Source organism: Yersinia sp. FDAARGOS_228 (genome assembly GCF_002073315.2).
GTDB classification, from domain to species: domain Bacteria; phylum Pseudomonadota; class Gammaproteobacteria; order Enterobacterales; family Enterobacteriaceae; genus Yersinia; species Yersinia intermedia.
The window spans coordinates 4,171,392-4,184,283 of sequence record NZ_CP020409.2 but is presented as its reverse complement, the minus strand read 5'-3'; the positions used below and the strand labels follow the sequence as shown (position 1 = coordinate 4,184,283).

Genomic DNA, 12,892 nt, shown 5'->3' with positions numbered 1-12,892 from the left:
AGCAAATATTTCGTTCGTTATCTCAGGCTCATTTCATTGAGTTGTACAGTTTGAAGGCTGGATTTTTTTCAAAAATTTCAGCAACAAAATCCATGAACACAATCGCCCGTTTTGGTAAAAGTCGATTAGCAACATAAACGGCCTGAATGGGAACGGGCGATGCAGTGTAATCAGTCAGTAATAATTGTAAGTTGCCATTTTCCAGTCCCTCCTCGAACAGCCATTCTGGGCCCTGTGCGATTCCAATCCCTGCATTGACAAATTTCTGTACTGCTTCTGGTGAATTGACCCTGAGCCGACCAGAAACAGGGACATTGATATCCTGAAATCTCCAGGTAGCTCCTGTTGTTAGCAAGGTATAGATCAAACAATCATGTTTTTTTAAATCCTCAGGGGTATTAGGGGTTCCGTGTTTAGCTAAGTACTTGTTACTGGCAACACAGACTCGCTCGAACATGCCAAGTCTGCGGGCACGCATAGCACTGTCCTCCAAGTGTCCAATGCGGATTGCCAGCTCAGCACCTTCATCAACGAGATTGATATAGCGGTCATTAATCTGTAGATCGAGTGTTAGCTCAGGGTAGCGTTCTAAAAAATCTGGGATGTGTGGGACTAAGAATGTGTGAGCCAATGCTGTGGGGCAGGCAACGCGTAATAGCCCTGTGGGTGTAACATTTTCTCTGAAAGAAGACTCTGACTCTTCGACGGCTTCCAGAATACGCCTTGCTTCCAAATAATAACGTTCTCCCTCAGGCGTCAGGGAAAGCTTGCGGGTTGTTCTGTGAAGTAATCTGGTCTGCAAATGCTCTTCGAGGGTTGCAACATGACGGCTCACGTTCGGTTGCCCTAAGCCTAAATCCCTACCGGCTGCGGAAAAGCTGCCTGTTTCAGCGGTACGGACAAAGCATGTCATCAAAAGTAATCTATCCATCCTCAAACCCATTCATGCTTTTAATGCATGAAACATATTTAAAAATACAATCTTATCACAATATGAGCATGAGCATACAGTGGCTATCAAATCGGTCATTCGCCGATCAGTTGTTAAAACTAACAGGAGATTTTTACATGTCCAGATTACAAGGTAAACGCGCACTGATTACGGGTGGAACAAGTGGTATTGGGCTTGAAACAGCGAAGCTGTTTGTTGCAGAAGGTGCACGCGTAATTGTTACTGGTGTCAACCCTGATTCTATCGCAAAGGCGAAAGTAGAACTTGGTAATGATGTGTTAGTCGTGAGCGCTGATTCCGCTGATGTGAACGCACAGAAAGCTCTGGCTCAAACGGTTAAGGAACACTTTGGACAACTGGATATCGCTTTCCTGAATGCTGGTATATCAATGTATATGCCAATTGAGGTATGGACAGAAGAGAAGTTCGACCGCATTTATGATATCAACGTTAAAGGTCCTTACTTCCTGATGCAGGCGCTGCTGCCAGTGTTCGCAAGCTCTGCATCAGTGGTCTTTAATACATCTGTAAATGCTCACACAGGACCAGTGAACTCTTCAGTTTATGGCTCAACCAAAGCAGCATTGCTTAACATGTCGAAAACACTTTCTAACGAGTTACTTTCTCGTGGGATCCGTATCAACGCAGTGAGCCCTGGCCCTGTTGATACACCGCTCTACGATAAGGCGGGGATTCCAGTGGAATATCATGATCAAGTGATGAAAGATATCGTTGCAACCATCCCTGCAGGTCGTTTTGGTAAGCCTCAGGAAGTAGCGCAAGCGGTACTTTACTTCGCATCTGATGAGTCAGCCTGGACCGTGGGTTCAGAAATCATCATCGACGGCGGCGTTTCAATCTAAGCCACCAAAATAAGATTTACAATTCATCAAGCCCGCCACCTTTTATAGCGGCGGGCTATCCTTTTATCTGGAGTTTGAGATGTCTACCCATGACCTGACACTTATTAGCCACCCACTATGTCCCTTTGTGCAGCGTTCAGCGATCGTTCTTCTCGAGAAAAATGTGCCATTTGAACGTGTAAATGTAGACTTATCGGCCTCGGCACCTTCCTACAGCGGCTGCCAGACTGTTTCTGTCCCACATCCTAGCGGACTGAAAACGCCGCAACCGGTAGCGACTATCCGTCTGTGATAGTTGAACGTTATATTGAGTTTCTCAGTTGTTGTTCGGAATGGGTCTGCACCTCAGGACGGATCCTGAACCAGATCGCATACATCGCGGGCAGGAAGACAAGAGTAATGACGGTGCCTCCTAACGTTCCGCCAATCAGCGTATAAGCCAGTGTCCCCCAGAACACCGAATGCGTCAGTGGAATGAACGCCAGAATAGCGGCCATCGCCGTCAGTAATACCGGTCTGGCTCGCTGCACCGTTGCCTCTACCACAGAATGGAACGGATCGAGACCTTCCTTCTCGTTATGATGGATTTGCCCAATAAGAATAAGCGTATTACGCATAAGAATGCCCGAGAGCGCGATCAATCCGACGAGTGCATTGATGCCAAACGGCTGATTGAAAAGCAGTAGAGTAGGAACCACACCGATCAGCCCCAGTGGGGCAGTAAGGAATACCATGACCATTGCTGACATTGAGCGCACCTGCAGAATGATGATCAGTAGCGTCATCGCAATCATAGTGGGGAACAACGGTGCCATTGCCTGAGTGGCTTTGCCAGACTCCTCAATCGAACCCGCCATTTCAATACGATATCCAGGCGGAAGTGAATCAACGATCGGTTTTAGCTGCTTCATGATTGATGTAGAGACATCCGGTGGCTGCAGATTTTCTGCAATATCACCCCGCACGGTAATGGTGGGTGTTCGATCGCGACGACGCAGTACGGGGTCTTCCATTCTGACCTCAACTTCCCCGATTTGTGAAAGAGGAATGCGTTGACCTGAATTGCCGACTAAGGTGAAGCCCTCTATTTTCGCCGGATCCAGGCGTATATCGCCCGCGGCACGACCAGTAACCTGTACTGAGCGAATATCTTCACGTACAGACGTAATGGGAACACCCGATAACAGGAACTGAAGCTGTTGGGCAACGGTATTTGACGTTAAACCTGTAGCCTGCAGACGATCCTGATTTAGGGAGAAGTGTAACGTTGGTACTCGTGGACCCCAGTCAGTGTTGACGGTCCTCATCATCTGGCTTCCCTGCATCACAGCCTTAACCTTACTAGCGATTTCACGCAGTTTATCGGCATCAGGCCCCATAACACGCCAGGCGACAGGGAAAGGTGAATACGGACCAAACACCAGTTGCGTCACGCGTACGCGCGCTTCAGACGCCAGCCCGTTGGCTGCCGCTTCCCGGAGTCGTAACTTGAGCGCCTCGCGTGACTCCTGGTTATCAGTCAACACAACTATCTTCGCAAACGATGGATCGGGTAACTCTGGTGCCATAGCCAGATAAAAACGAGGTGAACCCTGGCCGATGTAGGAGGTAACGATTGTTGCTTCTGGCTGTTTTTTCAGCCAGTCTTCTATTTTCGCTGTTGCGTTGCTGGTCTGCTCAATAGAGGTGCCGTAAGGCATCTGGACTTCCACTAATACTTCCGGACGGTCAGAGGTGGGGAAAAATTGTTTTTTCACCAGCCCCATCCCCAGAATTGCGAGAGTAAAAATAGCTACAACGGTACCTGCCACTAACCATTTTCGCGCGATAACGCGGACCAGTACACGGCGAAAGCGGTTATAACGAGGCGTGTTATACATTGCGGCATGGCCGCCTTCCACTTTTGCAATATTTGGCAGCATTTTGACACCCAGAAAAGGCGTGAAAACGACGGCCACGACCCATGAGGCAATCAGGGCTATGCCTACAATCCAGAACATATTGCTGGTATATTCCCCAGCGGTAGACTGTGCGAAACCATTGGGCATAAAGCCAACGGCTGTCACCAGCGTACCGGCCAGCATTGGCGCGGCGGTATGGCTCCATGCGTAGGCGGAAGCTTTGATTCTGTCGTAGCCTTCCTCCATTTTAACCACCATCATTTCGATCGCGATTATGGCATCATCGACCAGTAAGCCTAAGGCAAGAATAAGGGAGCCGAGCGTAATTCGGTCAAAGTTTTTTCCGGAGGCTTCCATCGCGACAAAAACGACGGCCAGCGTTAGCGGCACCGCCGCTGCGACCACCACCCCAACGCGCCAGCCCATGCTGACAAAACACACCACCATAACGACAAGCAGGGCGACGAAGAATTTGATCATGAACTCATCGACCGCAGAGCTGATATTCACGGACTGATCGGTGACTTTCGTTAGGGTCATACCCACAGGCATGTTCTCATTGATTTTTGTCGTTTCGGCATCCAGCGCTTTACCCAGATCCAGGCCGTTCCAGCCTTCACGCATCACAATACCCAGCAGCAGCGCCGGTTCATGCTGGTTACGAATCTGTAAGGTGGGCGGATCTTCATAACCCCGTTCGACCGATGCCACGTCGGACAGCTTGAGCGTTTTGCCCTGAGCAATAAATGGCGTATCGCGGATCTTCTGCAGTTTATCGAAAGCACCATCGAGGCGGATAAAGATCTGTGCGCCGCGGGTCTCAATTGAACCTGCAGGTGTTAATGCGTTCTGGCTGTTTAGCGCATAGAAAATATCCTGAGGAGATAGCCCCATCGTAGCCAGACGGTCATGGGAGAAGGAGATATAAATCCGTTCGGCCTGTTCTCCGATAATATTCACTTTCTTCACGCCAGGTACATGCAGGAGTTGCTGGCGTAACGTTTCGGCATCACGCACCAATAACCGCTGTGGTTCTCCTTTCGCTTTCAGTGCAAAGAGGGCAAAAGTAACATCAGAGAATTCGTCATTTATCATCGGCCCCATTACGCCGGGGGGGAGATTTTTGGATTCATCGCCAAGCTTCTTCCTCGCTTGGTAGAACTCTTCCTGCACCTGAGAAGGCGGCGTCTTGTCCTGTAGTGACAGCGTGATAAAAGCCATGCCTGGGCGGGTATAAGTTTCCGTGCGGTCATACCATTTGAGTTCCTGTAGGCGTTTTTCCAGTGGTTCGGCAACCTGATCCTGAATTTCCTGCGCGGTCGCTCCAGGCCAGACGGTGATAATAGTCATCTGCTTAACCGTGAAGGGAGGATCTTCAGCTCTCCCGAGCCCAAAAAACGAGAAAATGCCAGCAAGGGTGATGAGGATAATAAGAAACAGCGTGATTGAGCGCTCGCGCACCGCAAGCGCTGACAAGTTGAATCGTCCTTCGCTCATGGCTTACTCCCCGCCAGAGCAGCATCGTGTTGTTCAGCCAGGCGGACAACCTCACCTTCATGCAGAAGATGCGCCCCTAACGCGACAATCTTTTCACCAGGCTTTACGCCGCCAGTTACCCTGGCGGCATCGTCACCCAGACTAAGAACTTTAACGGGCTGCCATGAAACTTTTGTAGGTTGAGCGGAAATTCGCCAGACACCAGGACCTTTGCCCGCATCGTAGAGAGCAGCCAGAGGGACCTGCATTACCTGACTTCCCACTCTATTTTCGATGTGCAGCGTTACGGTCGCACCCAGCGGCGCGTTCGCCAGCAAGCCTTCAAGCACGTACCGCGCCTCAAATGTGCGGGTCGTGGCATCCGCTGAATCTGAAAGCAGACGCAACTTTGCAATGACAGGCTGATTTTGGTTGCCATAGAGCGTAGCCTGAGCTTCGCTGCCTAGGGCAGGGCGCAACGTTTCTGGCAGTTGCACAAGCGCCTCGCGCTGCCCGGATCTGGCAAGCCGGATGACCGCCTGTCCAGCACTGACCACCTGACCGGGTTCGGTGAACGTCTCCATAACCACACCGTCTGCATCGGCCTGCAGCAAGGCATAGCTCATCGCGTTAAGCGCCACATTTGCCTGGGCCTGAGCTGCACTAAGTTCCGCGTTGGCTGTATCTGCCGCAGCTTTAATCTGATCGTACTCCGACGCAGACACTACACCAGCAGCAACAAGGCCACGATAACGAGCCTCATCATTGGAAGCTTTTCTCCCACGCGCCCGGGCAGCATCCACAGCCTGTTGCTGAGCCTGCGCCTGTAATTTAAGGTCAACAGGATCTAGCCGCATCAATGGTTGGCCCCGTTTGACGGACTGACCAGTATCCACAAGACGTTCAAGGATTTTGCCCTGCACCCTAAAACCAAGGTCGCTTTGCGTTCGGGCAACAACCACGCCGGTGAACGCACGAGAAGTATCGATCGCACTCTCAACGGGTGCTGACCTTACCAGCGGAGGTCGCGTGCGCGGATCATCATTACCGGGGTTATCACCGCAAGCCACCAAGGCAAGTGGGAGGAGGAAGGCGGCAATATTGGCTGAATTAAGCCTGAGCATGGGAACCCTTATTGAATTAACAGGACGGTATCCACATTCTCAGACTAGTGACCAATAAAGTCAATGGTCACTAGTTAGGGTGACAGACTTCTTAGAATCAGAGATGAGAGTAGAACGGAAGCTGCCGGGGCTGCTTCGAGATTGTATTGTAATTGAACGGGACTCATGAAGGGCCGCATTACCAGGTATATCGCGTGTGTGGCTTCGTCAAGAGGCGTTTTTCGTTCGAACTCTCCAGCCTGCCTGCCTTCGACAATGATGTTCTCAATCAGTTTACGCAGGCGATTTTCATACATCTCTGTCGAAGGCCACTTATCCCGCGCCGCAACGGCGGCAATGTCGTAAAGTTTTCGATCGTGGAAAAACAGTTCGCTACCAGCTTCGGTGATCGCCCTAAAGAGTCGGCGAATTTTTTCGCTTACTGACGGGGCATCGGCTATCGCTGAATTGATTACTGCCATGATCATTTCAAGGCGGTTAGCGCAAATCACTTCGCCGATAGCCTGCTTAGAGTCGAAAAATTTATATATGTAGGACTTTGAAAAACCAATAGATTTAGCAAGCTCTGAAACGGTGGTTTTTTCATAGCCATAGTGTCCGAAATGTTCTGTAGCTGCTTCAACTATCTGGTCTCGGACGTTGTGATCAAGTGGACCACGTGATGAAGGAACGTTTATATTTTTAGTCATTTTTCCAGCTTAGCGTGATAGGCTCCGATTGACAATAAGTGACCATTTATTTTTTTGGTCACAGATTTAAATTGTTTCAAGGTGACGCAATGTTTTCTTTACATACTATTGCACTTGTAGTGAGCACTTCTTTGCTTGCCGGTTGTACTGTTGGGCCAGATTATCATCGCCCTGAGGCACCTCTTTCAAAGCATTATCAGGCGCAATCCTTTGTTAGAAAAAGCTCGGCATCACGAAATGACAGCTTATCTCACTGGTGGAAGAGTTTTAACGATCCGCCCCTAAATCAGTGTATCTCCGATGCGCTCACGCAGAACCTTGATCTCGCCCAGACAACAGCGAAACTAGCGCAGGCTCAGTTCACCATCCCTGTGCTTCACAATGGGGCTTGATGCCGCCATGAATGCCCTTGATGTCATACTCAGTACTCTGCCCGGCACGCATCGTACTGTACTGAAATCGATTGATATGATCCCGCAAGCCCTTCAAATAACGGCTATGGGTACACCTGTCGATCTGCTTGCGTCAACGAGTCTGTACGAGGCATGGGGATTGGACCGACGTTGCTGTGTCATATTAAAAATATGGCCTATAGACAGGGGAAAAAACTTATTCTTGATATTATTGCAGATAATGAAGGTGCACGAAGACTTTATGAACGCAATGGCTTGTTCGAAATAGGCCGGAAATCTTTCATTTTGTCCGCCCCACTGCTTGGTTTTCGACAAGCAGTCAGGATGCAGTTCAGTAGTCACATTCCTGATTAAGTATCCAGAGTGAAATAACATTGAGTGCTCCAGGTGAATAAGCATATTGCCCGGACAATAGAAATACGCCCTGTTTCCACAGAGGAAACTGAGAGGGTAGCTGGTAATCAAACCATTTGCTGCGCAGAAGTCCGTGAGTTGCATTGGGGACCAGCCGTATGCAACGGGGGGTGTCCACGGGTAATGCTCTGGTCCAGAAAGCTATTGTTTCATTAGGATCCACATTTCGGTCAGCGTCTCCCATTATGATCAACGTTGGCGTATGCATCTCTGAGATATATGTTGTCGCATCTGCGCGAGAATTCCTGCGCTCAAAGTCTTGCCGCGTACAGCGCGATAAGCATGGGCGCGAAGCCGTTTCTTCCGTGAATAGCCTATCAAAAGTCTCTGCTTCAAGCTTTTTAGCATTCTGAATATCAACAGCAGTTCGCCCCTCAGATTTAAGCCGTTGTTCCGTAAAATATATCCCTTGGTTTCGCCAGTTTATCGCTGCACCGGCCAGCACAACAAATTCGGGTGCTGCCAGTTGACTTGCATGCGGTACTACCCAGCCAGCCTGCGAAAAACCAAGGTATCCTACACGACTTCTTTTCAATTCAGGTTGTTCTTTCAGTTTTTGTAACGCGAGGGCAGCCTCTTCTGCACGATCAGGCATTGTCTGTGCCAGCCAGTTACCGGTACTTGTTCCTATGCCGGGTTTATCCCATGAAAAAACGGCTATCCCCTGTGCAACAAGGAACTTAACGAGTGGGATATATCCGTCCCCTGACCAGCGGTCCTGAGCACCATCACCGTGAACGATAAGTACAACTGGGGGATACTTTTTATCAGGAGGAAGAATCAGCGTACCTTGCAGAACATCCTGATGATGTTGAAATGATATGATTCGCTGTTGTCCATAGCCAGAAAGGTCAAAATCAGATAAACGAATGAAGAAAAAAACGGCAAAAAGGATGGCTATTGCAAAAAAAGAGGTAAGATATTTCATTATATGTCTCTTTTCTAACTCATTAATATTTAAATGGATTTAATTTATTACTTGATCAATATCCAGATATAAAATGTTCCGATGAAAGGTTGGAAATATTGCAATATTCTCTTCATTTTTAATAAATTTCAATGCACAGGGGGCGGACCACTATTATGCGAAATGCAGGCATTAGCTAATTACTATGAGTTGCCCGGTGCCAGAGCGGACATCACAAACCTTACCTTGGATTTATCAAAGGGGAGCAGATCAATTTCTCAGATTGTTTTGATTGATGTGGCCGTATACAAATCAAATTCGTTGGTTTGATCAATTGTATGAAGGCAGAAAACTGCCTTATCGAGCACGTTATTAAGATGTGACCTGAAAATTTATGAACATTTTATTGAGTCTCTGAGGATTCAATCCTCATGGACTTCCTGACTGAGAATACGGGAGCGGCAAACAGCCAAAATCTCATCTGCCAGAGCGGAATCGTCAGGGCAAGCACGCGATAACACAAGTGCACCGACAAGATGTGCAATAGTGTCAATCAGGTCGGCACGCGTTTTGCTTCCCGCTGCATTTCCATTCGCTAAAAGAGCTAGCTGAGTTTCAATTCCGGTCTCAAATGTTGCCTTAATGGATTCAGACAGGCGTGCTGTATCGGTGCCAAGTGCCGACATCACGCACCCCTTTCCCATAGAGTCGCGATGTTGGCGGGATAGGTAGTATTCAATAAATTTTTCCCGGTCCACACCCACTGTATTTTCTGCGGATTGTGAAAAACCGCAGCTCATCGCCTCCGACATCAAATCAGCCTTGGAACTAAAGTGCTTGTAGAACCCGCCGTGAGTTAAACCTGCTGCTGACATCAGTTCCGCTATTCCCACGCCGTCATAGCCCCGTTCACGAAACAACACTGAGGCGGTTTCAACAATACGCATTCGGTTTTCACGAACCTGCTCTTTAGAAACTTTCATCGTTTCCGCATCCTCTCCTAAGAATTCATGTCATAAGTATACATTGATGATGATCGTAATCAAACCGTTTGACTTTTTAGATTATGATCATCATCATTACATTGTGTTTTCACACATCACTTAGCAGGGGAACTTACATGACGAATCGACAATTATTTCAACCCTATAATCTGGGGCCAATAACGCTCACTAATCATATTGTGATGGCGCCGCTAACACGTAATCGTGCCGCAGCGGGTCTGGTACCCAATGAACTGGCAGCGACGTATTACGCTCAGCGTGCAACTGCGGGGTTGCTGATTACTGAAGCCACGCAGATTTCCGCACAAGCGCAGGGCTATCAGGATACGCCGGGGATATACACGCAAGCTCAGGTCGATGGCTGGCGCAGGGTGACTGACGCCGTGCATGCCAAAGGTGGGCGGATATTTGTACAGTTGTGGCATGTAGGGCGAATTTCTCATGTCGACTTACAGCCGGATGGCGCTGCGCCGGTTGCTCCGTCCGCTATCCGTGCCGAGACTAAAACCTTTGTGAACAATGGATTTTCCGACGTCTCTGTGCCTCGTGCGCTTGAGCTAAGAGAAATAAAAGACATTATCGACGATTTCAGAAAGGCATCTGCAAACGCCATTGCCGCCGGATTTGATGGCGTTGAGATCCATGGCGCAAATGGTTATCTGCTGGAACAGTTCCTAAAAGATGGCGCTAATCAGCGTACTGACGAATACGGTGGTTCTATTGAGAATCGAGCGCGCCTGCTGTTAGAAGTGACGTCTGCCGTTAAAGATGAAATTGGCGCTGAACGCACAGGCGTGCGTATTTCACCGGTTTCACCCGCTAATGCGATTTCATGCAGTGATCCACAGCCGCAATATGACTACCTCGCTGAGCAACTCGATGCGTTAGGCATCGTGTACCTCCATGTGGTTGAAGGCGCAACAGGCGGCCCCCGTGATGTATCACCTTTCGATTACGATTCCCTGCGTCGACGCTTTAAAAACACCTACATCGGTAACAATGGCTATGACTTGGCGTTGGCGTCCACTCAACTTGCACAAGGCAAAGCCGATCTATTCGCGTTCGGACGCCCATTCATCTCCAACCCAGATCTAGTCGAAAGGCTGAAGACGGGAGTGCCTCTGGCCGCACTTATCCCTGAAACGCTTTATGGCGGTGGTGCAGAAGGGTACACCGATTACCCATCGTTTACAGAAGTCAGCCAGTAGACTCGCGGGTATCAAGTTTCTACCTACATACATCCCATATTGCGGGTTCTGTTTACTCATTAATAAAGAAGATCAACCTATGACCAAATCATCAGTCCTCATCACAGGCGCCTCTACAGGTATTGGTGCTGTATACGCTGAACGGTTCGCCCGCCGGGGGCACGACCTTGTTCTGGTCGCTCGCGACAATGCAAAGTTAGAGATGCTTGCAAATCGTCTGCGACAAGAAAGAGGCATTTCTGTTGATGTTCTGCCTGCCGATCTTACGCAAGCGGATGATTTAGCAGCGGTCGAAACTCGCCTACGCGACGACACTCGAATAGGTATTCTTATCAATAACGCAGGTATAGCGCAGTCGGGCAGTTTTACAGAGCAGGCGCCTGATTCGATAGAACGTCTTATCGCGCTTAACGTCACTGCCCTGACGAGACTTGCCAGTGCAGTGGCACCACGGTTTGTAAAAGCCGGCGAGGGTTCGATCGTCAACATAAGCTCCGTCGTCGGACTCGCCCCTGAATTTGCAATGTCGGTTTATGGCGCAACCAAAGCCTTTGTCCTTTTCTTGTCTCAGGGAATGAATTTTGAGCTGTCACCTAAGGGCATTTATGTCCAGGCGGTACTCCCTGCCGGAACTTACACGGAAATTTGGGAACGTGCGGGTATCGACATCAGTACCTTGTCCAAAATGATGGAAGTGGGCGAATTAGTTGATGCAGCACTGGTTGGCTTTGATCGCCGTGAGTTGGTTACCATCCCACCGTTACATAATGCTGCACGCTGGGACGCCCTTGATGCTGCGCGACAGACTCTGCTTTCGGACATCAAACAAGCTGAAGCCGCGGAGCGATATAAAACCCTTTAGTCGATACGGTGCACTGTGCAGAACAGTCTTCCTGCTGTGCTGCACAGAGATAAACCCATTATAAATTCTGTATGGCTTGTCTTCTCATCGCTGACGAGCAACCTAAAAAAACTCATGAGGGGCTAATTCAGCATGACAAACAAACGTGTAGCACTGGTTACAGGTGCTTCCTCAGGTATTGGCGAAGCATCTGCTAATAAACTTTTAGCGGCAGGTTATACGGTGTATGGCACGAGCCGACGTGGCTCGCTGGCAGGTACGCATCCATTTCCATTATTGACACTTGATGTGACGGACGACGCCTCTGTCGAGGCTGCCATTGATGAGTTGCTGAGGCTGGAGGGGCGGATCGATATTCTGGTGAATAATGCGGGCTTTGGGGTTGCTCCGGCGGCTGCGGAGGAAAGTTCGATCGAGCAGGCCAGGCGCATTTTTGATACGAACTTTTTGGGCATAGTCAGGTTAACGCGGGCAGTCGTTCCTCACATGCGCCATCAAGGCTGGGGGCGTATCATTAACATCGGTTCGATACTGGGGATTGTTCCGTTGCCGTATGTGGCACTTTATGCTGCCAGCAAACATGCGGTCGAAGGGTATTCAGGATCATTGGATCATGAACTGCGCACGCAGGGCATAAGAGTCTCTGTCATCGAACCTGCCTACATAAAAACACGGTTTGAAGCCAATAATTTAGTACCGGATGCCAAGCTTGAAGAATATGAGCTTATTCGGGCTAAGCTGACCAAAGTTGTTAGCAAGGCAATGGCTGAAGCGGAAAGTCCAGAGGTGGTAGCGGAAGTGGTCGTTATGGCTATTCAGACTTCACGCCCCAAGTTGCGTTACACGGCGGGAACGTTGGCAGGAAAGTTGAATTTCATTCTCAGATTCGCGCCTGCAAAATTTTTGGATAAAGTGGTGCGTAATAGCCTTCAGCTTGATATGAAATAATAAGAAATAGGGCAAGTTTGATCAGCAAACACGACAGGGCAAACACTCGCCATAAAACGGCCATTTCCAGCGCCGTTTTTGGGTAAACACAAATATCTGATTTGTCTGTCGCTGACTGAAAAATAAGTGAC

At 49.1% G+C, this 12,892-nt stretch carries 13 protein-coding genes; 7 read left to right on the top strand and 6 right to left on the bottom strand.

Annotated elements, in window-relative coordinates:
• Positions 1–28: 28 nt before the first annotated feature.
• A complete protein-coding gene (locus tag A6J67_RS19460; RefSeq protein WP_005182624.1) occupies positions 29–931 on the bottom strand; it encodes a LysR family transcriptional regulator in 903 nt (300 codons plus the stop codon).
• 137 nt (positions 932–1,068) lie between these two features.
• Between A6J67_RS19460 and A6J67_RS19455 the strand changes: the two genes are divergently transcribed.
• Positions 1,069–1,815: an SDR family oxidoreductase gene (locus A6J67_RS19455; RefSeq protein WP_005182625.1), complete on the top strand. Its 747-nt coding sequence runs from the start codon at positions 1,069–1,071 to the stop codon at positions 1,813–1,815.
• Positions 1,816–1,894: 79 nt separating this feature from the next.
• Positions 1,895–2,107: a glutathione S-transferase N-terminal domain-containing protein gene (locus tag A6J67_RS23725; RefSeq protein ID WP_226967855.1), complete on the top strand. Its 213-nt coding sequence runs from the start codon at positions 1,895–1,897 to the stop codon at positions 2,105–2,107.
• Between the two features lie 10 nt (positions 2,108–2,117).
• Here A6J67_RS23725 and A6J67_RS19445 read toward each other — a convergent pair whose 3' ends face one another.
• The 3 genes from A6J67_RS19445 to A6J67_RS19435 form a co-directional block, all read right to left on the bottom strand.
• Positions 2,118–5,213, bottom strand: coding sequence for an efflux RND transporter permease subunit (locus A6J67_RS19445; protein ID WP_032905715.1), 3,096 nt, complete (start codon positions 5,211–5,213; stop codon positions 2,118–2,120).
• A complete protein-coding gene (locus A6J67_RS19440; RefSeq protein ID WP_050297778.1) occupies positions 5,210–6,316 on the bottom strand; it encodes an efflux RND transporter periplasmic adaptor subunit in 1,107 nt (368 codons plus the stop codon). The genes A6J67_RS19445 and A6J67_RS19440 overlap by 4 nt, the downstream gene beginning before the upstream one ends.
• 74 nt (positions 6,317–6,390) lie before the next feature.
• Positions 6,391–7,005, bottom strand: a complete 615-nt coding sequence (locus A6J67_RS19435) for a TetR/AcrR family transcriptional regulator (protein WP_080608325.1) — start codon at positions 7,003–7,005, stop codon at positions 6,391–6,393.
• Positions 7,006–7,094: 89 nt separating this feature from the next.
• On the opposite strand from A6J67_RS19435, the gene A6J67_RS19430 reads away from it, so the two are divergent.
• Both A6J67_RS19430 and A6J67_RS23990 read left to right on the top strand, forming a co-directional pair.
• Positions 7,095–7,397, top strand: coding sequence for a hypothetical protein (locus tag A6J67_RS19430; RefSeq protein ID WP_042569363.1), 303 nt, complete (start codon positions 7,095–7,097; stop codon positions 7,395–7,397).
• 153 nt (positions 7,398–7,550) lie between these two features.
• Complete coding sequence (locus A6J67_RS23990) at positions 7,551–7,772, top strand: GNAT family N-acetyltransferase (RefSeq protein ID WP_072088873.1); 222 nt, start codon at positions 7,551–7,553, stop codon at positions 7,770–7,772.
• Here A6J67_RS23990 and A6J67_RS19420 read toward each other — a convergent pair.
• Together A6J67_RS19420 and A6J67_RS19415 are read right to left on the bottom strand one after the other, a co-directional pair.
• Entirely contained in the window at positions 7,750–8,760 is a 1,011-nt protein-coding gene (locus A6J67_RS19420; RefSeq protein ID WP_050089678.1) for an alpha/beta hydrolase family protein, read from the bottom strand. The genes A6J67_RS23990 and A6J67_RS19420 overlap by 23 nt on opposite strands.
• Positions 8,761–9,161: 401 nt before the next feature.
• Positions 9,162–9,722 (bottom strand): TetR/AcrR family transcriptional regulator, encoded by a 561-nt coding sequence (locus A6J67_RS19415; RefSeq protein WP_005182635.1) that lies wholly within the window; start codon positions 9,720–9,722, stop codon positions 9,162–9,164.
• A 137-nt stretch (positions 9,723–9,859) separates the two neighbouring features.
• Between A6J67_RS19415 and A6J67_RS19410 the strand changes: the two genes are divergently transcribed.
• The 3 genes from A6J67_RS19410 (at position 9,860) to A6J67_RS19400 (ending at position 12,761) form a co-directional block, all read left to right on the top strand.
• On the top strand, positions 9,860–10,951 hold the full coding sequence (locus tag A6J67_RS19410; protein ID WP_032905721.1) for an alkene reductase: 1,092 nt from the start codon (positions 9,860–9,862) through the stop codon (positions 10,949–10,951).
• Between the two features lie 79 nt (positions 10,952–11,030).
• Positions 11,031–11,813, top strand: coding sequence for an SDR family NAD(P)-dependent oxidoreductase (locus A6J67_RS19405; RefSeq protein ID WP_005182639.1), 783 nt, complete (start codon positions 11,031–11,033; stop codon positions 11,811–11,813).
• Between the two features lie 132 nt (positions 11,814–11,945).
• Entirely contained in the window at positions 11,946–12,761 is an 816-nt protein-coding gene (locus tag A6J67_RS19400) for an oxidoreductase (RefSeq protein ID WP_050297777.1), read from the top strand.
• The last annotated feature ends 131 nt before the right edge of the window (positions 12,762–12,892 follow it).

Coding starts and splice junctions, on each gene's coding strand:
- A6J67_RS19460 (WP_005182624.1), bottom strand. CDS start 931: ATGGATAGATTACTTTTGATGACATGCTTTGTCCGTACCGCTGAAACA.
- A6J67_RS19455 (WP_005182625.1), top strand. CDS start 1,069: ATGTCCAGATTACAAGGTAAACGCGCACTGATTACGGGTGGAACAAGT.
- A6J67_RS23725 (WP_226967855.1), top strand. CDS start 1,895: ATGTCTACCCATGACCTGACACTTATTAGCCACCCACTATGTCCCTTT.
- A6J67_RS19445 (WP_032905715.1), bottom strand. CDS start 5,213: ATGAGCGAAGGACGATTCAACTTGTCAGCGCTTGCGGTGCGCGAGCGC.
- A6J67_RS19440 (WP_050297778.1), bottom strand. CDS start 6,316: ATGCTCAGGCTTAATTCAGCCAATATTGCCGCCTTCCTCCTCCCACTT.
- A6J67_RS19435 (WP_080608325.1), bottom strand. CDS start 7,005: ATGACTAAAAATATAAACGTTCCTTCATCACGTGGTCCACTTGATCAC.
- A6J67_RS19430 (WP_042569363.1), top strand. CDS start 7,095: ATGTTTTCTTTACATACTATTGCACTTGTAGTGAGCACTTCTTTGCTT.
- A6J67_RS23990 (WP_072088873.1), top strand. CDS start 7,551: ATGGGGATTGGACCGACGTTGCTGTGTCATATTAAAAATATGGCCTAT.
- A6J67_RS19420 (WP_050089678.1), bottom strand. CDS start 8,760: ATGAAATATCTTACCTCTTTTTTTGCAATAGCCATCCTTTTTGCCGTT.
- A6J67_RS19415 (WP_005182635.1), bottom strand. CDS start 9,722: ATGAAAGTTTCTAAAGAGCAGGTTCGTGAAAACCGAATGCGTATTGTT.
- A6J67_RS19410 (WP_032905721.1), top strand. CDS start 9,860: ATGACGAATCGACAATTATTTCAACCCTATAATCTGGGGCCAATAACG.
- A6J67_RS19405 (WP_005182639.1), top strand. CDS start 11,031: ATGACCAAATCATCAGTCCTCATCACAGGCGCCTCTACAGGTATTGGT.
- A6J67_RS19400 (WP_050297777.1), top strand. CDS start 11,946: ATGACAAACAAACGTGTAGCACTGGTTACAGGTGCTTCCTCAGGTATT.